The following is an 18070-nucleotide window of genomic DNA, read 5'->3' on the forward strand; positions in this document are numbered from 1 at the left end:
CTCATTCTCCCTTTGGTCCAACGACGCCAAACACCGCGCCCTGCGGATCAGCCGCCACCACGATCCATTCGCCGCCCGGCACCTCGTGCGGGCCATGCATCACCATGCCGCCCGCCGCCTCGATCGCCGCCTTTGCCGCCACGGCGGAAGACACGCCGAAATAGGTCAGCCAGGCCGGCCGCCGCGCCGGGTCCATCAGCGGCATCACCGCGCCAACGCCCTGCCCGTCGAAATCCATGAAGGCGTATTCGCCCAGTTCGCCCATGGGCATCGCACTGTTGAATGCAAAGCCGAAGTGTTTGGCATAGAACGCCTTGGCCCCGGCGGGATCGCTCGTCGAAAGCTCATTCCAGCGGGCATGCTGCACCCCGTCGCGACGGAACACATGGCTCTGCGCATCGGGGCTGGCCGCCGGCGGCACTGGCTTCATTACATAGAACGGCGCCCCTTGCGGGTCGGTCACCATGGCAAAGCTGCCTTCGGGAATGTCCATCCGCCCCATCAGCACCCGCGCGCCATCGGCCTGCAATGCGGCCAGCGCAGCGTCGATGTCGTCCACCGCCAGATAGGGCACCCATGCCGGCCGCGCACCCTGCGCCTGCACGTCTGCCGTCAGCGGCAGCACGCCGCCCTGCCCGCCGCCATCGCTGCGGGTGATGTGCCGGTAATCCATCGCCGAGTTCGGATCGCGCCCGGAAAAGCGCCAGCCGATCACCGCGCCATAGAATGCCGCCGCCGCATCGGGATCGGTGGTCATCAGCTCGTACCACACGAAGGGAACCTGCCGGCTCATTGCATTCCTCCCATCCACAGGATCTGCTCGAACCCGCCCATGATCATGCGACGTGTGTTGAACATCTGCATGTCGCCCGCCTCGGCCATGCGCGGGTCCTCGAACACCGCCTTGTGCCCGGCATCGCGCACCTCGCGGTTTGGCCAGACGATCAGCGAAAAGACGATGCCCTCGCCCTCTTCTGCGGCCACCGCACGGTGAAAGTCGGTGATCTTGCCGTGCGGCACGTCCGCACCCCAGCTTTCCATCACCTGCGTCGCGCCGTGCTCCAGAAAGATCCGGCCCACCTTTTCCGCCATCGCCGCATAGTCGGCGCGGCGCGCCTCGGGCACCGGAATCACGAAGCCGTCGATCCATGTCATGATGCGATTTCCTCTCCAATGCGGTGGAACAGCATGGCGAAATAGCGCCGCAGGTGGCCCAGCTGCTCGCGCGCCAGGTCGGCGGCGCTGTCCTCCGGCTGGGTCTTGGCCAGGATGAAGGCTCCCTGGATCACCGCCTGAACATGGCGGGAAAGGCTGGCTGCCGTCGTGCCCGAAACGCCGCACCGGTCGATGGCTGCGGCAAGGTCCTCCTCAAGCGCGGCGGCATTGCCCATGATGCTGGCTTCGCAGGCCATGCGAATCGCCGCGCTCGATCGGAAGGCCTCCTGCACCATCGTGCCCGCCACGCAGCTGAACGCCTCGGCACGCCCGCCGATCAGCGCGATGCGCAGGTCGATGTACCCGAGCACGCGGTCCACCGGATCTGGAAAGCCATGGAATGGCGCATCGGCAAAGAACGCGCCCGTGCTGGCTGACCAGAATTCCGCCGCCGCCACGCCCAGCGCCTCCTTGGACGGGAAGTGGTGGAAGAACGCCCCCTTGGTCACGCCTGCTTCACCGCAGAGCTGGTCCACCGATGTCGCCGCAAACCCCTGTGCCCGCACCAGCCGCACCGCCGCTTCAAGCAGTTTCTCACGCGCCGTGGCTGCGGTTGGTCGGAAAGGGCGATTCGGGATCATGGACCAGGCATACCAACCGGTTGGTATGCCGCAAGCGCGCATAGACGGACTGCCCGCCCCGTAGGGCGGACAGAACCCGATGCCCCCGATCTCAGTCCTTCGGGCCGATCCGTTCCCACTGCTGGGCCTCGATGCCCGCCACCATCTGCCACGCAGGCCGCGCGCGCACCCGGTCATACCAGGCCGCCGTCCGGGGATAGCCATCGGTATCCGGCCCCTTGCCGACATAGGTCATCGTCCGCAGCATCGAAGCCACGGAAATGTCGGCCAGCGTAAACGCCTCGCCCAGCAGCCAGCCGCTTTCCGGCGCCACACTCTCGATATAGTCGAGGCATCGCGGCAGCTCCGCCTCGCCCTGCTGCGCCAGCGCTTCGTCGCCGCCAACCTTCAGCAGCTTCGGCCCCACCAGCCGGTTGAACAGGATCTTCAGCCCGGCCGCGCCATAGACGGTGTCGGCAAATTCATCGAACCACAGCGTCCGCCCGCGCCCTTGCGCATCGATCGGGATCAGCGCCGGATCGGGCGTGCGCGCATCCAGGTACACCGCAATCGCCGTCGAATCGGAAAGGGTGTAGCCATCGTCATCGATCGCCGGGATCTTGCCAAAGGGGCTGGCTGCCGCGAACTCCGGCGTAATGTTCCCCGGCCCGCCCGGCGCAAAGGAAAACTCGATTCCCTTCTCCGCCAGTACCAGCGCGACCTTGCGCGCAAAGGGTGAAATCAGCGCACCATAGACCTTCATCGTGCCTCTCCCCGCATCATCCGGCGGCAGCCTTCGCGAAACCACCCCAATTGCCACCTGAAACCAAAGCTTATTGCAGGCCGCCGCGCGCCCGTATAGGCGATCACGCGATGACCGAGACTCCGAACATGCATGGCACCACGCTGCTCTCCGCCCCCGACATCGAACTCGACGTCCGCGAGACGTTCGGCATCGATATCGACATGAAGGTTCCCGCGTTCAGCCAGGCGGATGATCGCGTGCCCGATCTCGATCCCAACTACGTGTTCGATCCGGACACCACGCTGGCGATCCTCGCAGGCTTCGCCTTCAACCGCCGCGTGATGGTGCAGGGCTACCACGGCACCGGCAAGTCCACGCATATCGAGCAGGTCGCCGCGCGGCTGAAGTGGCCGTGCATCCGCATCAACCTCGATGCGCACATCAGCCGTATCGACCTGATCGGGCGTGACGCGATCGTGCTGCGCGATGGCCTGCAGGTCACCGAATTCCGCGAAGGCCTGCTGCCGTGGGCGCTGCAGACCCCGACCGCGCTGGTCTTCGACGAATACGATGCGGGCCGCCCCGACGTGATGTTCGTGATCCAGCGCGTGCTGGAAACCGAAGGCAAGCTCACGCTGCTCGACCAGAACCGCGTGATCCGCCCCAATCCCTTCTTCCGCCTGTTCGCCACGGCCAACACCGTGGGTCTGGGCGATACCAGCGGGCTCTATCACGGCACACAGGCGATCAACCAGGGCCAGATGGACCGCTGGAACCTCGTCGTCGCGCTCAACTATCTGCCGCAGGCGACCGAGATCGACATCGTCACCAAGAAGGTGCCGGGCCTCGATGCGAAGACCGCCGGTGACATGGTCCGTGTGGCCGACCTCACCCGCAAGGGCTTCATCGGCGGGGACATCTCCACCGTGATGAGCCCGCGCACCGTGATCAGCTGGGCGCAGAACACCGCCATCTTCAACGATGTCGGCTTTGCCTTCCGCCTCACCTTCCTCAACAAGTGCGACGAGACCGAGCGCGTGCTGGTGGCCGAATACTTCCAGCGCGTCTTCGGCAAGGACCTGCCCGAAAGCGTGGCCCACAAGGCGTGAGGTCTATCCGCCGGTCGCCTGCCTCAGGGCGGGCACCGGCACCGCAGCCCGCGCGGTGCGCACCACCGGCAACTCGTCTGCCGGCATGGCCTTGCTGATCCAGTAGCCCTGCACCTGCTCGCACCCGCGGGCGCGCAGGGCGTGGAGCTGTGCCTCGTCCTCCACGCCTTCGGCAATGGTCTGCATGTTCAGCCGCGCCGCCAGGTCCAGCACCGATTCCACGATCGCGCCGCTCTCCCCGCCGTTGCACAGGTCCTCGATGAAGCAGCGGTCGATCTTGATCTTGTCGAAGGGGAAGCTGCGCAGGTAGTTGAGCGAGGAGTAGCCCGTGCCGAAATCGTCGAGCGCGATCCGCACGCCCAGCGCGCGCAGCCGGTGCAGCAGCGCCAGGCACGCCTCCTGATCCTGCATCAGCACCGTCTCGGTGATCTCCAGCTCCAGCCGGCGCGGGTCCAGCCCCGTGGCCGAAAGCGCCGAGATCACTTGGCGCAGCAAGTCCCCGTCGCGCATCTGCACGGCGGAAACGTTCACCGCCACGGTCAGGTTGCCTTCCCATGTCGCCGCCTCGGCCATCGCCTCGCGCAGCACCCATTCGCCGATCTGCACGATCAGCCCGCTCTGTTCGGCAATGCCGATGAACGATCCCGGCGCGATCGTGCCGCGCTCCGGATGCCGCCAGCGCAGCAGCGCCTCGAACCCGGCGATGCTGTCGGTCGAAAGCTGGTGCAGCGGCTGGTAATGCAGCTCGAACTCGCCATTGGCCAGCGCCGCCCGCAGTTCCAGCTCAAGGGCACGTTGCTCCATCAGCACGCGCTTCATGTCGGGATGATAGAGCGAGGCCATGCCGCGCCCTGCCGACTTGGCCTCGTAAAGCGCCATATCCGCCGCGCGCAGCAATTCGTCCGCGTTGTCGGCATGGTCGGGCGAAAGGGCGACGCCCACGCTCGCCCCGATGTGGATGGTCCGACCTTCCGCCTCCACCGGCTGGCCCAGATCGTCAACGATGCGGCGGGCCAGCGCCATCGCCGCCTCTGCCGATCGCACCCGGCCGAGCATCAGCGCGAACTCGTCTCCGCCCAGCCGCGCCACCACATCGTGCAGGCCCGCGCGGGCCGACAGCCGCCGCGCCACGGCCTCGAGCACTTGGTCTCCCGCCGCATGGCCCATCGAATCGTTGATCAGCTTGAACCGGTCCAGATCGACGAACAGGACGGCGATCGGCCCGCGCTGCTCCATCAGCCGCGCGGCCAGCTGGTCATGAAATTCCGTGCGGTTCGCCAGCCGCGTCAGCGGATCGTGCTGCGCCAGGAAGAGCACCTTGGTTTCCGCCTCGTGCCTGTCGGTCACATCGCGCAGGAACCCGCGAAATCCGTAATGCCGGCCCTGTGCGTCAAACAGCGGGCAGCCGGAAACCGCCAGCCATCGCGTCTTGCCGTCCACCTCGCGGCTCAGCGCCAGATCGTGGAACGCCTGCAGCCGGTGGGCTGCCTTGCGCAGCGTGTCGCGCCCGGATGAAGGCTCGAAAAGCGAAACCAGCTTGCGCCCGCAAAGGTCATCGAGATCCACGCCGCACAGCCGCGCCAGCCGGTCAGACGGATCGACGATCACCCCCGTCGCATCGGTCTCCACCAGGCAGTCGCTGCCATGCTCGCTGTATTGCCGCAGCAGCAGCTCGATCATGTCGTTGGCGGTCTTCAGTTCGCGCGTGCGCAGCCGCCGCGTGGCGAACATGTAGTGCAGGTTGAAGATCCGCGCATGGGCGCTGGCCATCTGCAGCACCATCAGGATCACCGTCGGCGTTGTCGCCACTTCCGGTCGCAGCATCAATGCCACCGTCATCCCGATCGTGGCGATCCATGATGATACCAGTCCCGTCACTGGCTGGGTGAACTGGCCGAAAATGTCCATCGCGTTCGCGGCCAGGATCAGGATCACCATGGGCACCAGCCGCTCTTCCGGCGTCAGCACCAGCGCCGTGCCGTTCACGATTGACCAAAGTGTGGCACGGACCACGATGAAGCGGCACCATGACCGCAGAAGGCTGGCCGGATCGACACCCGCACGGCGACGTCGCGTGATGCTCCTGATCCAGAAGATAAGCCCTACGACCAGCAGCACCGGCAAAGGCGCGAACCACCACGCGCATTGCCCCATCACCATCAGCAGCAGGATCGCGCGCGTCAGTTCATAGGGGCCGCCGGGCACGGCGTGAAGGTGGGTCAGCTTGCAGCCATCGAACCACGCACGATCGCGCTCATGCACCGTGTGGGTGATGAGGTGCAGCGCCACCATCGGATGACGCTCGAATTTTGCCCGCAACCCTGCGAACACCTCGCGCTCCCTGTTGCCGCAGGCGCCGCCAGGGCGCGCCTGCATGCAGCTTCAGACAGTGCGGGTTAGGGTACCGCCGGTTCGCAGGCCCTCTCGCGTCCCCTAGGTATGACTTCTTAGCTGGCCTCAGCCGTTGGGCACGATCAGGTACTTCTCGCCCGTCGCCTTGGCGTTGTAGGCCAGCGCCGCCTCCTTCGTCAGCGCCTGCTCCAGCGTCACCCGCGCCTTGTAGTGGCTGGCAAAGGTGGTGGTCAGTTCGGCCAGCACGCGCTGGCGCATCTTCTCCACGGTTTCGCCGCCCAGCTTGCCCATCCACGGCGTCAGCAGCCAGCCCGAAATGTCCCACACAAAGCCGAAATTGCGCGTCAGCACCGTCGGCGAAAGGTCCAGCGCGCCATAGATGAAGGCGCGCTTCTCCGCATTGGAGCCATAGCGGCTATAGGCCGCGCCCTTGTTCGAAACCTGCTCCATCACGCCCAGGATCTGGCTCACCAGCTTGCCCCCGCCGATGGCGTCGAACGCCATCATCGCGCCCGTCGCCTCGATCGCTTCGGCAAGATCGGCCAGGAAGCTGTCCTTGGAACTGTCGACCACGTGTTCCGCGCCGATTCCCTTCAGGATCGCCACCTGCGCCTCGTTGCGCACCACGTTGACCAGCGGAATGCCATCGGCCTGGCAGATCTTCACCAGCATCTGCCCCAGGTTCGATGCCGCCGCCGTGTGCACCAGCGCCTTGTGGCCATAGTGCCGCATCGTCTCGGTAAAGCTCAGCGCGGTCAGCGGGTTGACGAAGGCCGAAGCGCCCTGCTCCGATGTCACGCCTTCGGGCAGGACAAGGCACATCCGCGCATCGGCCAGTGCGTGGGTGGCATACATCCCGCCGGGGAAGCACGTCACCCGCTTGCCCAGCAGCGCCTGCGCCGCCGGGTCCTCGCCAGCGGCCACCACCAGCCCGGCGCCCTCGTTGCCCACCGGCATCGCCATGTCGTGCCGCGCCGCCATTGCGCGCACTGCCGGCTCCGGCATCTGCGCCACGATGCGGCCGGGGCTGAATTCGGCATTCGCGATATCCGCCGGGCCGAACAGCAGGCCCAGGTCCGATGGATTGATCGGCGCGGCTTCCACCTGCACCACCACCTGCGTGCCCGTGGGCACCGGCACCGCCATGTCCGCCAGTTCCACCACCAGCCGGCCACCGCTCTCCAATGTGGTCAGGATCTGCTTGCCAGCTTCGCTCATGGTCACTCTCCGGGATATGTTGCCCGGATGAAGTAGAGCCCTTCCGGCGGCGCGTTAAGTCCTAATTTGCCACGGTCTTTTGCCGCCAGCGCTTCGGCCACGCGGCCCACCGGCCATTCCCCCCGGCCCACCAGCGCCAGACATCCCACCATGGATCGCACCTGATGGTGCAGGAAGCTGCGCGCCGCTGCGCCGATCAGCACGCGGTCGCCCTCGCGCCGCACATCCAGCCGGTCCAGCGTCTTCACCGGGCTCGCCGCCTGGCAGTGGACCGACCGGAACGTGGTGAAGTCATGCTTGCCCACCAAGGCCTGCGCCGCCGCATGCATCGCCGCCTCGTCCAGCGGCCGCGCCACGCGCCACGCGCGCGCCGCTTCCAGCGTCAGTGGCGCCCGGCGGTTGATGATCACATATTCGTATTCGCGCCCGGTGCACGAAAAGCGCGCGTGCCAGTCCTCGCCCACTTCCACGCAATCCAGCACCGCCACCACATGCCCCGCCAGCCGCAGCCGCGCGTTCAACGCCTCCGACAGGCGGAACGGCGGCAGCGCCTTGTCGCTGTCAAAATGCGCCCGCATCGCCCGCGCATGCACCCCGGTATCGGTCCGCCCCGCGGCATGCAGCGTCACCGCATGGCCCACCACGCTCGCCGCCGCCTCTTCCACCGCCTGCTGCACCGAAGGCCCATGCGCCTGCCGCTGGAACCCCATGTAGGGCGTCCCATCCCACTCGAGCGTGAGGGCATAGCGGGTCATCGCGCGAAGCCTCGCGATAGCACGAATGAAAGCAGGGACGAGAGTCCAAGCGCAACCATCGGGAGGATGCCGAAATCGAAGTGGGAATAAGTAACAGAACAATCGCCAAACCGACACCACAGTCCCGGAAACAGGCGCCATATTTGCATCGGCAGGATCATCAGCAGGCCGACGACCGCAAGAAGTCTGGCCATTGCACGCCTTTCAAACAGGACAGATACTCCAGCAACAAGCAGCGTGATCGCACCCAGCGCGTTTAGGAAGTCCAGCCGGCCGGTCAGTATGCCTCCGATCTCCTCGCCAACCGCGCCACTGCTCAATGCAGCAAAGGCAGACGCTATGCCCAATCCAAGAGAAATCAGCTTTTGCCGGGATAGCCCTCGCCCCTTCAGGGGAGAGGGTTGGGAGAGGGGCTCGCCGCGCTCGTCAGCCAAGGACCGTCCCCGCCGCAATCGCCCGCCCGCGCAGCAGCGCCGCCGTGTCCATCGCCGGTCGGCCCGCGCGCTGCACCACCAGCGGGCGCATGGCCCCCTCGCCGCAAGCCACGGTCAGCCCCTCGTCCAGCACCACGCCCGGCGCGCCCGCCCCGGCCACGACTTCCGCCGCCAGCACGCGAAAGCGCTCGCCCTCCAGCTCGAAGAACGCCCCCGGCGCGGGTGCAAAGGCGCGCACCTGCCGCTCCACGTCCACTGCCGGCCGGGTGAAGTCCAGCCGGCTTTCGGCCTTGTCGATCTTGTGGGCATAGGTCACGCCCTCCTCCGGCTGCACCACCGGCGAATGGGCCGGCAGGTCTGCCAGCACCGCCACCATCAGGCTCGCGCCCTTTTCCGCCAGTTCCGCCGTCAGGTCGCCAGCCGTCTTGCCGTCAACGTCCGTTTCCACCTTGGCCAGCATCGGCCCGGTATCCAGCCCACGCTCCATCTGCATGATCGTCACGCCGGTCGTCGCGTCGCCCGCCAGGATCGCCCGCTGCACCGGCGCTGCGCCGCGCCAGCGCGGCAGGATCGATCCGTGCACGTTCAGGCACCCCAGCTTCGGCGCATCGAGCACCGCCTGTGGCAGGATCAGGCCATAGGCCGCCACCACCGCCACATCCGCGCCCCAAGCCGCAAACGCCGCCTGTTCCTCCGCGCCTTTCAGCGAAAGCGGGGTGCACACCGGGATGCCCAACCCCTCTGCCGCCAGGTGCACAGGCGAAGGCTGCAGCTTCTTGCCCCGCCCCGCCGGGCGCGGCGGCTGGCTGTATGCGGCCACCACATCGTGCCCCGCTGCCACCAGCGCGCGCAGCGTTGGCACCGCGAAGTCGGGCGTTCCCATGAAGACGATGCGCATAACCGGTCGAAAGGCCTTTCGTTTACCGGCAGCCGCCCTATCTGTGCGGCCATGGCATCGCAAGAGATCGAGGCGCTTTCCGGCGCGCTGGCCCGCCTGCCCGGCCTTGGCCCCCGTTCCGCCCGCCGCGCCGTGCTGTGGCTGATCAAGCGGCGTGAAACCGCGCTGGCGCAACTGGTCGATGCGCTCGCCACGGTGCGCGATCTGCTGGTGGAATGCGATACCTGCGGCAATGTCGATACCACCAACCCCTGCGGCATCTGCGCCGATCGCCGCCGCGATCCGCGCTCGATCTGCGTGGTTGAGGAAGTGGCCGACCTCTGGGCACTGGACCGCGCGCGCCTGTTCGCCGGCAAGTATCACGTCCTCGGCGGCCGCCTCTCTGCGCTGGAAGGCGTGCGGCCCGAAGACCTCACCATCGGCCAGCTGCTCGATCGCGTCCGCCAGGGCGGGGTGGACGAAGTGGTCCTCGCCATGAACGCCACGCTGGAAGGCCAGACCACCGCCCACTACATCGCCGAACGCCTCGAAGGCCTCCCCGTCCGCGTCACCCAGCTCGCCCACGGCCTGCCGGTGGGCGGCGAACTGGACTACCTGGATGAAGGCACGCTGGCGCAGGCATTGCGGGCGCGGAGGCCGATTGCGTGAGGCTGCGATACCAAGTGACCCTTGCGGGTCTGGTCGCGCTAATCCCGGCTTTTTTGTTCAGCCAGATGGCGATTGCAGACAACAACCAAGGCGAATTTGTCGATCTCGCAACCGACACCTACACCGCGTCGCTATATCAACTGTTTGCAATCAGTTGGATGGCTGCATTTGCGCCTCTCGCGCTTCTCCTGCTGCTCATTGCCCTAGCCTCGCGTAGCCGATCGCGCTGATCGCTAGCGCCTTCTTGCGACTCCCCTTCTTGTCACTTTGGCGCATCTTCCTTATCTGCGGCGCATGGCCATTCGCGAGATCATCGAAGTTCCGGACCCGCGCCTCAAGCAGGTTTCCGCCCCCGTCACCGCTTTCGACGAGGAGCTGAAGACGCTCGTCGCCGACATGTTCGAGACGATGTACGATGCCCCCGGCATCGGCCTCGCCGCGATCCAGGTGGGCGTGCCGCTGCGCGTTCTGGTGATCGACCTGCAGCCCGATGATCCCGATGCGGAGCCGGTGGCCTGCAACCATGATGGGCACCACCATCATCACCAGCCGACGAAGAAGGAACCGCGGGTCTTCATCAATCCCGAGATTCTCGATCCTTCCGAAGAGCATACGCTCTACCAGGAAGGCTGCCTCTCGGTGCCGGAAATCTATGCCGAGGTCGAACGTCCCGCCCGCATCCGCGCCCGCTGGCAGGATCTGGATGGCCAGACCCACGAAGAGGAAATGGACGGCCTGATGGCCACCTGCCTGCAGCACGAGATGGATCACCTCGAAGGGATCCTGTTCATCGACCACCTTTCGCGGCTGAAGCGGCAGATGGCGCTGAAGAAGCTGGAGAAGCTGCGCAAGGCAGCCTGATCAACCCCGGTTCAAGGGGGTTCAGCGGCGCTCAACCCCCGGTCAGTCGATCTCAACCCCCTCTCAGTCGCTCTCAACTTACGCCGATTCGACCCGTTCGGCCCCCGTCAGCATGGCCTCAGCCCCCTCGCTGGCCTGCCGCAAGGCCTGCAGCACAGCGCTCGACGCAACGCCCCGCGCCGTCACCCCGGCCAGCACGGCCCAAAGCTCCGCACAGTCCCGCAGCGCCGCCGCGCCGCCGGAAACCGCGCTGCCCGAAACCATGAAATGGAACTCCGCCGCATCCGCCCGCTCGCGCCAGAAGGCGGCGCGATCAGCGGCGGATGCGCCTGGCGGCGGGGCGGTGGGATCAACCATCACGTGCCGCCCTGCCCGCCCGACATAACTTTCGTCAAGGGTGGACCCGACGAACAGCATGTTAAAATCCACCAACGACATCAAGCACTTGCCAGTTCAGCTTGAACACCTTCCAGCGCCGCCTGGCAATCGTTCGCGCATTCCCGGCACATCCGCGCACAGCGCTGGCAATGCGCCGCATCGTGCCTTGCACACTCGGCTTCGCAGATCTCGCAGGCGCGGATGCAGGCCTGCAACTGCGCGACGATGACCTCGCGATTGCTGCCGGTGCGCCGCAGGGCGACCTTGGCCGTCGCCTCGCAGATGTCCGCGCAATCGAGGCAGGTGCGCACGCACTGGCTCATGTCCATCGCCTCGGCCAGGCAGGCGTCGGCGCAGCTCGCACAGATCGCCGAGCAGTACATCGCATGCTTCACCGCCCGCCCCAGCGCCTCGTTGTAGTTGCTCCCCACTTGCGGGTGCTCGCGGATCATCGCCTCGATCGACATGGCCAACTCCTTGAAATCCAATGCCGTCGCAGCGATTCACCGCAACGAACGTTCCTCTCCCCGCCCCGCCTGTGGAACACCCTGCCCCTTCGCCTTGCCCATCGCGGCGAACCTGCGTAAGTTCGCGCTTCGTTCCAGATCGGAGGCCCCGTGGATTCCCCTCTTCTCCTTGCGCTGTTCCTGCTTGCCGGCCTGGCCGTGGGCATTGCCATCGGCTGGTTCCTGGGCGGAAAGCCCGTGGCGGAATGGCGGGCGCGGCACGATGCGCGCGATGCGGAAGCGCGCAGCCACGAACAGACGGTGAAGGCGATGACCGTGGACCTTGCCGCGATGAGCGAGCGGACGCGGCAGCTGGACGCGCTGGCAGGCGAACTTGCCAGCGTGCGGCAGGACCGCGATACGCTGGCCCCGCTGCTGGCCGAGGCGCGCGCGCAGGCGGTGGAAGGCGCCGCGGCAAAGGCTGAACTGGCGGAAGTTCGGGCGGAACGCGATACTTTCCGCGCCGAGATTGCACGGCTGAAGGCCGATGCCGAAAACTTTGCCGAGCAGAAGCGCCTGCTGATCGAGGCACAGGAAGCGCTGCGCAAGGAATTCGAGAACGCCGGGCACAAGGTGCTGGAAAAGGCGCAGGAAGCCTTCCTGAACCGCGCCAACGCCCGCTTCGAAGAGAGCGAGAAGGCGCAGGCGGAAAAGCTGAAGGCGCTACTGGCCCCGGTGGGCAGCAAGCTGGACAGCTATGAAAAGCAGGTGCGCGAGCTGGAGGAAAAGCGCGTCGACGCCTTTGGCCAGCTGCTCGGCCAGATCGAGGGGCTGCGCACCGGGCAGGAAGCAGTGCGGCGCGAGGCGCAACGGCTGGGCAATTCGCTGACCAACGCGCCCAAGGCCCGCGGCCGCTGGGGTGAACGCGCGCTGCAGAACGTGCTGGAACAGTGCGGCCTTTCGGAACACACGGACTTCATCACCGAGCATTCGGTGGAGACCGAGGAAGGCCGCCTGCGCCCCGACGCGATCGTGCGCATCCCCGGCAACAAGCAGCTGGTGATCGACGCCAAGGTCTCGCTCAACGCCTATCAGGAGGCGTTCGAGGCCAATGACGACGACGTGCGCAAGGCCGCGCTGACGCAGCACGCGCGATCCATGCGCAACCATGTGCAGACGCTGGGCACCAAGAGCTACCAGAGCCAGTTCGAGCACGCGCCCGACTATGTGGTGATGTTCGTGCCGGGTGAACACTTCGTCGCGGCGGCGCTCGAACACGATCCGGAGCTGTGGGACTTCGCCTTTCGCAACAAGGTGTTGCTGGCCACGCCGACCAACCTTGTCGCCATTGCGCGCACGGTGGCCGAAGTGTGGCGGCAGGACACCATCGCGCGAGAGGCGGTGGAGATCGGCAAGGCCGGTGCCGAGCTTTACGACCGGCTGGCCACGGCGGCAGAGCACCTGAAGCGCGTGGGATCGGGCCTGGAAACGGCGGTCAGCAACTACAACAAGTTCGTCGGCAGCTTTGAACGCAACGTGCTTTCATCGGGCAAGCGGCTGCGCGACAAGGGCATTGCCATCGGCAAGCGCGAGATCGAGGATGTGGCGCAGGTGGAAACATCGCCCCGCCACGGTGAACTGCTGCTGGCCGACCTGCCGGAAATCCCGGCAGACGGGCCAATGGACGGAGCGCAGGAAAGCAACGCGGAACCAGGGGCGCGGCCCCCGGTTGAAGCGGCGGAGTGACAGGAAGGGGCAGCGTTTTGCACGGGACCAAGGCAGCACTGGCGATGATCGCACTGGCCGCGCTGGCAGGATGCGACGGCGCAGAGGAATCTGCGGCGACAGCTTCTGCCTCCGCCACGGCCGATGCCGCGCAGGCCCCGTCCGAAGCGGCATCGGCGGAAGCGAGCGCCGTGCCCGAGGCGAGCGCCACGCCCGAAGCACCGGCAATCACCGCTGCCAGCTATCCCCCGCGCGACGATTGCGCGAAACGGCCGGGCTGGCGGGATTTCCGCGCCAAGCTGGGTCTGGCCGTGGCGCGCCGCGATGCCGATGCGCTGGCGGCGCTGACATCGCCCGAGGTGCAACTGGACTATGGCGGCGGGCACGGGCTCGACACGCTGCGCAAGCGCCTGGACGACAAGGATTATCGCCTGTGGGACAAGCTGGCGGCGATCCTGCCGCTGGGCTGCGGGTTCCAGGGTGGGCTGGCGGCGATGCCATGGGTGTTCTGGAACACGCCGGAAAGCCTCGATCCCTATCAGGGCATGTGGGTGACCGGCACTGACGTTCCCCTGCTGGAAACCGCCTCCGCCACGGCCAAGCCGCTCGCCAGCCTCGACTGGGCGCTGGTGGAAGCCGCGCCACGCATGGAAGCGAGCCCGAAGTTCCTGAAAGTGACCCTGCCCGCCAGCAAGACCACCGGCTTTGTCGAGGCGAAGAAGCTGCGCAGCGTGATCGACTATCGCATGATCGCGGAACCCAAGGACGGGGGCTGGCACATCACGGCGGTGATTGCGGGGGATTGAACCGCCGATATCGCGAGCGCCATCTCGTGTTCCCGCGTCTTCTTTCAACGCGGCTGATGGTTTGGTGCTTGCCCGCCCGGTCAGTCTCATGCGCATGGTTGCGCTTGCCCGCAAGAAAGCGGGACCCCGGCTCGAAGGCCGGGGTGACGATGATTTTTTGATGATAGTTCTTGGTCTATTGCAGGGCGGTGCAGTGCAGGGCTACTTCTCTGGGGACCACGACGGTTCGCGCATGCCCTGATCCTGCTCGCCCCCGCCGTGCTGGGGCAGGCCGTGGCCGATGTCGCCTTCGCCGCCACCCGCTGGACCCACCGCATGCGCTACGAAGTGCTCGGTCGCGGGCGACGAGGACGCAAAGAGGCTTGCCCGTCCAAGTCGCAGCTTCTCTGTGCTCTCTGCGTGCTCTGCGCGAAACATTTTTGCAAGCTTTCGTGGCAACGTTCGAGACGAACGAAGTGGGTGCGAGAAGCGACCCGCTACTCCGGCTGCGATCAGCGCTTGGCCCTGGCTTCCAGCATGTGCCCGCCAGAGGTGAGCTTCAGCGTGTCGGCGGTGCGGGTGACTTCGGGAGCGCCGGCGAAGAGGGCGCTGACGGCGCGTTCCTGGTCCATCAGGCCATCGCACCACATCTGGGTGGAGACGACCGGGCCGACGATCAGGCGGCCACCTTCGAGCCGGTAATCCCCGCCAAGGCCGTTGCAGCCGACGCTGGCGGAGAGGCGGGTATCGTCGAAGGACATGCGCGCGCGATCGGGCGCGGCAGCGGGCTGGCCATCGATGGAGACGATCGCCCACTGCGTGCCGGCCAGACCGCCGGGCGTGCGGCCACCGGCGGTGGCGCATCCTGCGAGCGCGGCGGCGAGCGAGAGGGCGGCTGCTAGCGAGAGGACGGCGGGGGTCTTCATGCGGGCTTTATCGCATGGGGAAGCTGATCGGGTGCTTAACGAAGCGCTGGGGGGTTACCCCTCCACCACCCTTCGGGTGGCTTTCAGGGGAGGATCTTAGCCGTCCAGCTTGGCGAGGACTTCGTAGGCCAGCACGGCGGCGGCGACGGCGGCGTTGAGGCTGTCGGCGCGGCCTTTCATCGGCATGGTCACGCGCAGGTCGCAGGCCATCTCGTAGTCCTCGGGCAGGCCGCGGGATTCGTTGCCGACCATGACGAAGCAGGGTGCGGCATAGGGGGCGCCGCGATAGGGCTGGGCTTCACGCAGCGAGGCGGCGACAAGCTGGCCTTCACCCTGCCGCAGCCAGTGATCGAAATCGGCCCAGCGCGCCTGGGCGAGGCCGACGGTGAACAGCGCGCCCATGCTGGCGCGCACCGCTTCGACCGAGAAGGGATCGACGCAATCATCGAGCAGGATCAACCCGCCCGCGCCAACCGCATCGGCCGTGCGCAGCATGGTGCCAAGATTGCCGGGATCGCGCATGGCCTGCGCCACCAGCCAGAGCGGGGCGGCGTTGCGATCAAGCCGGGCAAGGCCGGTATCCCATTCGGCAAAGACGCCGGCGACCGCCTGGGGATTGTCCTTGCCGGTGACCTTGGCCAGCAGATCGAGCGGAAGTTCGATCACCTCGCCGCCCGCAGCTTCCACCGCGTGTTCCAGCTCGGTCAGCAGGGGGTGTTCCTCGCGCCCCTGCACCATCAGCAGCAGTTCGGGCAGGCGGCCGGATTCGCGCGCATCGGTGAGCAGGCGCAGGCCTTCGGCAAGAAAGCGCCGTTCCTGCCTGCGGTGCTTCTTTTCACGCAGGGAGCGGACGAACTTGACGGTGGGATTGGAAAACCCGGTGATGACCTTGCGCGGCATGGCGCGTCCATGCGGCATTGGCCCGCGCGGGGCAAGTGGGGCGCTGGTGTGTCTTATGTGTCTCGACTTCGCTCGACACGAACGGAGAGTGGGATGGCGTCAAAATTGTGCAGCCGCGCCCGAATGGCCGGATTTTGGCTCAGGCCGAGACGAAAATGCCGCATTTCGAGAACCGGCGCGCAGCGACCTGCTGATCGTGAGCACCGGACGCGCAGAAAGGTGGTGTTTGCAGGCCGGCATGGGACAAAAGCCGGCCATTCGGCCTAGTCTTCCCCGAAGCCGTCCTTGATCAGGCCGGTCAGCTTGGTGAGCACGGCGTCGGCTTCACCTTCCGCGCCCCTTACGGTCACGTCGACGCTGTCACCCTTGGCAGCGCCGAGCATCATCAGGCCGAGGATCGAGGCGCCGTTGGCATCCGTGCCGTCCTTGGCCACGGTCACGTCGAAGCCTTCGGGCAGCTTTGCCACGGCGTTGACGAACTTGGCGCTGGCGCGGGCATGGAGGCCACGCTGGTTGACAATGGTCACCGTTTCACGGGCGACGTAGGCCTGTTCCCCCATCAATCACGCATCCTGTCCCAGAAATTCCGAAGCGATCGTGATGTAGTTCCGCCCCGCATCGCGCGCGGCGGCTGTCGCTTCCTTGACACCCATGCAGCCGCGCGCCTTGGCGAGACGGATCAGCATGGGCAGGTTGATCCCGGCGATCACCTCGACCTTGCCCGCCTGCATCAGGGAAATGGCGAGGTTGGAAGGCGTGCCGCCGAAAAGGTCGGTGAGGATGATGACGCCATCGCCGCTGTCGACACGGCGGATCGCGTCGGCAATTTCCTTGCGGCGGCGCTCCATGTCGTCGTTGGGGCCGATGCACACGCCCACGACATCGGATTGCCGGCCGACGACGTGCTCCATCGCATGGATGAATTCGTCGGCGAGCGCGCCGTGGGTTACGAGGATGAGACCGATCATGAAGGAACGTGGCTCCGAAGTGCGGCCAGGCATCCTGCGCTGGGCATCCTTAACGGACGCTTGGCAGAGCCATCCGGCCCGCATGCATAATGCGAATCCTTGCTTTCCAGAGCCTGTCCCGTCCCGAAAACCGCGATTTTTCTTATCATTTCAATATCACACCTGGCTGCCTTCGAGCAGGTCTGCCGCCCGCGACGCCAAGTTGCGATGCAATAATGTGGGAGAAAATCCCGCCTCGCGCAAGGCCGAAGCGATGCATTCCGCCGTGAACACCGAGCGATGGCGTCCGCCGGTGCAGCCGAAGGCGATGGTGACATAGGCCTTGCCCTGCGCCTCGAACCGGGGAAGCAGCAGCAGGAGGAGATCGCGGATGCGGGTGAAAGCCTCGTCAAACGCGGGATCCTTGCGGATGTAATCGCCCACGGCGGCGTCCTGCCCGGTGAGGGGGCGCAGGCCATCATCCCAGTGCGGATTGGCGAGGAAGCGCATGTCGAACACCAGATCGGCCAGCGGCGGGGTGCCGCGCGAAAAGCCGAAGCTGGTGATGGTGACGGTGGAGCGGGTGGGGCTGGAATCGCGGAAGGTTTCGCGAATCGCCTGCTGCAGATCGTTGGTGGTGAAATCGGTGGTGGAGATGACGATGTCCGCCCAGCGGCGCAGCGGTTCCAGCAGCTCGCGCTCGGCCGCGATGCCGGCGGCGGCAGGCTTGTCCTCGCTCATCGGGTGGCGGCGGCGGGTTTCGTTGAAGCGGCGCTCCAGCTCAGCCCCGCCGCAATCGAGGAACAGCGTGGTGATGGTGAGATCGGGCCGGGCGGAAAGCTGCTTGATCCGCTCTATCATCCGGCGCGGATCAAAGCCGCGGGTGCGCGTATCAAACCCGATGGCGAGCGGGGAGCCGGTATCGAGCCGGGCGGTGCCGGGCTCGGTTTCCAGCAGGCGATCGAGCAGGCGGATGGGGAAGTTGTCGATCGCTTCCCAGCCCATGTCTTCAAGCGCGCGCATCGCGGTGGTCTTGCCCGCGCCGAGCACGCCGGTGACGAGCAGGATGCGTTGCGGGTTCTCTTCCGCGTTCGGGGCCGATTCGGATGGCATCCGCAGGGTTTGCGCCGAAGCGCGGGCAATTGGAAGATGGGTTGCAGGGCAGTGT

22 protein-coding genes are annotated in these 18070 nt (G+C 66.4%); 6 read left to right on the top strand and 16 right to left on the bottom strand.

All coding sequences use genetic code 11. From position 1 onward, the window contains the following. Position 1: 1 nt before the first annotated feature. The 4 genes from POM99_RS13280 to POM99_RS13295 all read right to left on the bottom strand — a co-directional run bounded on the left by POM99_RS13280 (position 2) and on the right by POM99_RS13295 (position 2538). A complete protein-coding gene (locus POM99_RS13280; RefSeq protein ID WP_277278608.1) occupies positions 2 to 793 on the bottom strand; it encodes a VOC family protein in 792 nt (263 codons plus the stop codon). Next, positions 790 to 1155 (bottom strand): DUF1428 domain-containing protein, encoded by a 366-nt coding sequence (locus POM99_RS13285; RefSeq protein ID WP_277278610.1) that lies wholly within the window; start codon positions 1153 to 1155, stop codon positions 790 to 792. Before POM99_RS13285 ends, POM99_RS13280 begins: the two co-directional genes overlap by 4 nt. Then, on the bottom strand, positions 1152 to 1796 hold the full coding sequence (locus tag POM99_RS13290) for a TetR/AcrR family transcriptional regulator (protein WP_277278612.1): 645 nt from the start codon (positions 1794 to 1796) through the stop codon (positions 1152 to 1154). Before POM99_RS13290 ends, POM99_RS13285 begins: the two co-directional genes overlap by 4 nt. Before the next feature lie 91 nt (positions 1797 to 1887). Next, positions 1888 to 2538 carry a glutathione S-transferase family protein gene (locus POM99_RS13295; RefSeq protein ID WP_277278614.1) on the bottom strand — a complete coding sequence of 217 codons (651 nt, stop codon included), beginning with the start codon at positions 2536 to 2538 and terminating at the stop codon, positions 1888 to 1890. A 110-nt stretch (positions 2539 to 2648) separates the two neighbouring features. Between POM99_RS13295 and cobS the strand changes: the two genes are divergently transcribed. Then, positions 2649 to 3629: a cobaltochelatase subunit CobS gene (gene cobS / locus POM99_RS13300; RefSeq protein ID WP_277278616.1), complete on the top strand. Its 981-nt coding sequence runs from the start codon at positions 2649 to 2651 to the stop codon at positions 3627 to 3629. Positions 3630 to 3632: 3 nt separating this feature from the next. Here the strand turns inward: cobS and POM99_RS13305 are convergent, their stop codons facing one another. The 5 genes from POM99_RS13305 to fmt form a co-directional block, all read right to left on the bottom strand. Further along, complete coding sequence (locus POM99_RS13305) at positions 3633 to 5960, bottom strand: putative bifunctional diguanylate cyclase/phosphodiesterase (protein WP_277278618.1); 2328 nt, start codon at positions 5958 to 5960, stop codon at positions 3633 to 3635. Between the two features lie 126 nt (positions 5961 to 6086). After that, entirely contained in the window at positions 6087 to 7199 is a 1113-nt protein-coding gene (locus POM99_RS13310) for a zinc-binding dehydrogenase (protein ID WP_277278620.1), read from the bottom strand. A 2-nt stretch (positions 7200 to 7201) separates the two neighbouring features. After that, on the bottom strand, positions 7202 to 7954 hold the full coding sequence (truA, locus tag POM99_RS13315; protein WP_277278622.1) for a tRNA pseudouridine(38-40) synthase TruA: 753 nt from the start codon (positions 7952 to 7954) through the stop codon (positions 7202 to 7204). Beyond that, positions 7951 to 8388, bottom strand: a complete 438-nt coding sequence (locus POM99_RS13320) for a hypothetical protein (RefSeq protein WP_277278624.1) — start codon at positions 8386 to 8388, stop codon at positions 7951 to 7953. Before POM99_RS13320 ends, truA begins: the two co-directional genes overlap by 4 nt. Next, positions 8381 to 9286: a methionyl-tRNA formyltransferase gene (gene fmt, locus POM99_RS13325; protein ID WP_277278626.1), complete on the bottom strand. Its 906-nt coding sequence runs from the start codon at positions 9284 to 9286 to the stop codon at positions 8381 to 8383. The genes POM99_RS13320 and fmt overlap by 8 nt, the downstream gene beginning before the upstream one ends. 51 nt (positions 9287 to 9337) lie before the next feature. Between fmt and recR the strand changes: the two genes are divergently transcribed. From recR to def, 3 genes are all read left to right on the top strand, one after another. After that, entirely contained in the window at positions 9338 to 9934 is a 597-nt protein-coding gene (recR, locus tag POM99_RS13330; protein WP_277278627.1) for a recombination mediator RecR, read from the top strand. A 65-nt stretch (positions 9935 to 9999) separates the two neighbouring features. Further along, positions 10000 to 10164, top strand: coding sequence for a hypothetical protein (locus POM99_RS13335; RefSeq protein WP_277278629.1), 165 nt, complete (start codon positions 10000 to 10002; stop codon positions 10162 to 10164). 64 nt (positions 10165 to 10228) lie between these two features. Then, positions 10229 to 10795: a peptide deformylase gene (def, locus tag POM99_RS13340; protein WP_277278631.1), complete on the top strand. Its 567-nt coding sequence runs from the start codon at positions 10229 to 10231 to the stop codon at positions 10793 to 10795. A gap of 78 nt (positions 10796 to 10873) precedes the next feature. Here the strand turns inward: def and POM99_RS13345 are convergent, their stop codons facing one another. Both POM99_RS13345 and POM99_RS13350 read right to left on the bottom strand, forming a co-directional pair. After that, complete coding sequence (locus POM99_RS13345; RefSeq protein ID WP_277278633.1) at positions 10874 to 11155, bottom strand: hypothetical protein; 282 nt, start codon at positions 11153 to 11155, stop codon at positions 10874 to 10876. A gap of 77 nt (positions 11156 to 11232) precedes the next feature. Beyond that, complete coding sequence (locus POM99_RS13350; RefSeq protein ID WP_277278635.1) at positions 11233 to 11640, bottom strand: four-helix bundle copper-binding protein; 408 nt, start codon at positions 11638 to 11640, stop codon at positions 11233 to 11235. A 150-nt stretch (positions 11641 to 11790) separates the two neighbouring features. Between POM99_RS13350 and POM99_RS13355 the strand changes: the two genes are divergently transcribed. Together POM99_RS13355 and POM99_RS13360 are read left to right on the top strand one after the other, a co-directional pair. Next, positions 11791 to 13365 carry a DNA recombination protein RmuC gene (locus POM99_RS13355; RefSeq protein ID WP_277278637.1) on the top strand — a complete coding sequence of 525 codons (1575 nt, stop codon included), beginning with the start codon at positions 11791 to 11793 and terminating at the stop codon, positions 13363 to 13365. Between the two features lie 17 nt (positions 13366 to 13382). Then, positions 13383 to 14150, top strand: coding sequence for a hypothetical protein (locus POM99_RS13360; RefSeq protein ID WP_277278639.1), 768 nt, complete (start codon positions 13383 to 13385; stop codon positions 14148 to 14150). A gap of 491 nt (positions 14151 to 14641) precedes the next feature. Here the strand turns inward: POM99_RS13360 and POM99_RS13365 are convergent, their stop codons facing one another. The 5 genes from POM99_RS13365 to rapZ form a co-directional block, all read right to left on the bottom strand. Then, positions 14642 to 15055 (bottom strand): META domain-containing protein, encoded by a 414-nt coding sequence (locus tag POM99_RS13365; protein ID WP_277278641.1) that lies wholly within the window; start codon positions 15053 to 15055, stop codon positions 14642 to 14644. Positions 15056 to 15151: 96 nt separating this feature from the next. Further along, on the bottom strand, positions 15152 to 15955 hold the full coding sequence (locus POM99_RS13370) for a TrmH family RNA methyltransferase (RefSeq protein ID WP_277278643.1): 804 nt from the start codon (positions 15953 to 15955) through the stop codon (positions 15152 to 15154). Between the two features lie 263 nt (positions 15956 to 16218). Further along, the gene (locus POM99_RS13375) at positions 16219 to 16515 is read right to left on the bottom strand and encodes an HPr family phosphocarrier protein (RefSeq protein WP_277278645.1); all 297 of its coding nucleotides are present in this window, start codon (positions 16513 to 16515) and stop codon (positions 16219 to 16221) included. Between the two features lie 3 nt (positions 16516 to 16518). Further along, the gene (locus POM99_RS13380) at positions 16519 to 16923 is read right to left on the bottom strand and encodes a PTS sugar transporter subunit IIA (RefSeq protein ID WP_277278647.1); all 405 of its coding nucleotides are present in this window, start codon (positions 16921 to 16923) and stop codon (positions 16519 to 16521) included. Between the two features lie 156 nt (positions 16924 to 17079). Next, a complete protein-coding gene (gene rapZ / locus POM99_RS13385) occupies positions 17080 to 18015 on the bottom strand; it encodes an RNase adapter RapZ (protein WP_277278648.1) in 936 nt (311 codons plus the stop codon). Positions 18016 to 18070 lie beyond the last annotated feature (55 nt).

This window comes from Novosphingobium cyanobacteriorum (genome assembly GCF_029436685.1).
Lineage (GTDB): Bacteria > Pseudomonadota > Alphaproteobacteria > Sphingomonadales > Sphingomonadaceae > Novosphingobium > Novosphingobium cyanobacteriorum.

Excerpts from the sequence above, each read along its gene's own strand:
- POM99_RS13280 (WP_277278608.1), bottom strand. The coding sequence starts at position 793 with ATGAGCCGGCAGGTTCCCTTCGTGTGGTACGAGCTGATGACCACCGAT.
- POM99_RS13285 (WP_277278610.1), bottom strand. The coding sequence starts at position 1,155 with ATGACATGGATCGACGGCTTCGTGATTCCGGTGCCCGAGGCGCGCCGC.
- POM99_RS13290 (WP_277278612.1), bottom strand. The coding sequence starts at position 1,796 with ATGATCCCGAATCGCCCTTTCCGACCAACCGCAGCCACGGCGCGTGAG.
- POM99_RS13295 (WP_277278614.1), bottom strand. The coding sequence starts at position 2,538 with ATGAAGGTCTATGGTGCGCTGATTTCACCCTTTGCGCGCAAGGTCGCG.
- cobS (WP_277278616.1), top strand. The coding sequence starts at position 2,649 with ATGACCGAGACTCCGAACATGCATGGCACCACGCTGCTCTCCGCCCCC.
- POM99_RS13310 (WP_277278620.1), bottom strand. The coding sequence starts at position 7,199 with ATGAGCGAAGCTGGCAAGCAGATCCTGACCACATTGGAGAGCGGTGGC.
- truA (WP_277278622.1), bottom strand. The coding sequence starts at position 7,954 with ATGACCCGCTATGCCCTCACGCTCGAGTGGGATGGGACGCCCTACATG.
- fmt (WP_277278626.1), bottom strand. The coding sequence starts at position 9,286 with ATGCGCATCGTCTTCATGGGAACGCCCGACTTCGCGGTGCCAACGCTG.
- recR (WP_277278627.1), top strand. The coding sequence starts at position 9,338 with ATGGCATCGCAAGAGATCGAGGCGCTTTCCGGCGCGCTGGCCCGCCTG.
- POM99_RS13335 (WP_277278629.1), top strand. The coding sequence starts at position 10,000 with ATGGCGATTGCAGACAACAACCAAGGCGAATTTGTCGATCTCGCAACC.
- def (WP_277278631.1), top strand. The coding sequence starts at position 10,229 with ATGGCCATTCGCGAGATCATCGAAGTTCCGGACCCGCGCCTCAAGCAG.
- POM99_RS13350 (WP_277278635.1), bottom strand. The coding sequence starts at position 11,640 with ATGTCGATCGAGGCGATGATCCGCGAGCACCCGCAAGTGGGGAGCAAC.
- POM99_RS13365 (WP_277278641.1), bottom strand. The coding sequence starts at position 15,055 with ATGAAGACCCCCGCCGTCCTCTCGCTAGCAGCCGCCCTCTCGCTCGCC.
- POM99_RS13370 (WP_277278643.1), bottom strand. The coding sequence starts at position 15,955 with ATGCCGCGCAAGGTCATCACCGGGTTTTCCAATCCCACCGTCAAGTTC.
- POM99_RS13375 (WP_277278645.1), bottom strand. The coding sequence starts at position 16,515 with ATGGGGGAACAGGCCTACGTCGCCCGTGAAACGGTGACCATTGTCAAC.
- POM99_RS13380 (WP_277278647.1), bottom strand. The coding sequence starts at position 16,923 with ATGATCGGTCTCATCCTCGTAACCCACGGCGCGCTCGCCGACGAATTC.
- rapZ (WP_277278648.1), bottom strand. The coding sequence starts at position 18,015 with ATGCCATCCGAATCGGCCCCGAACGCGGAAGAGAACCCGCAACGCATC.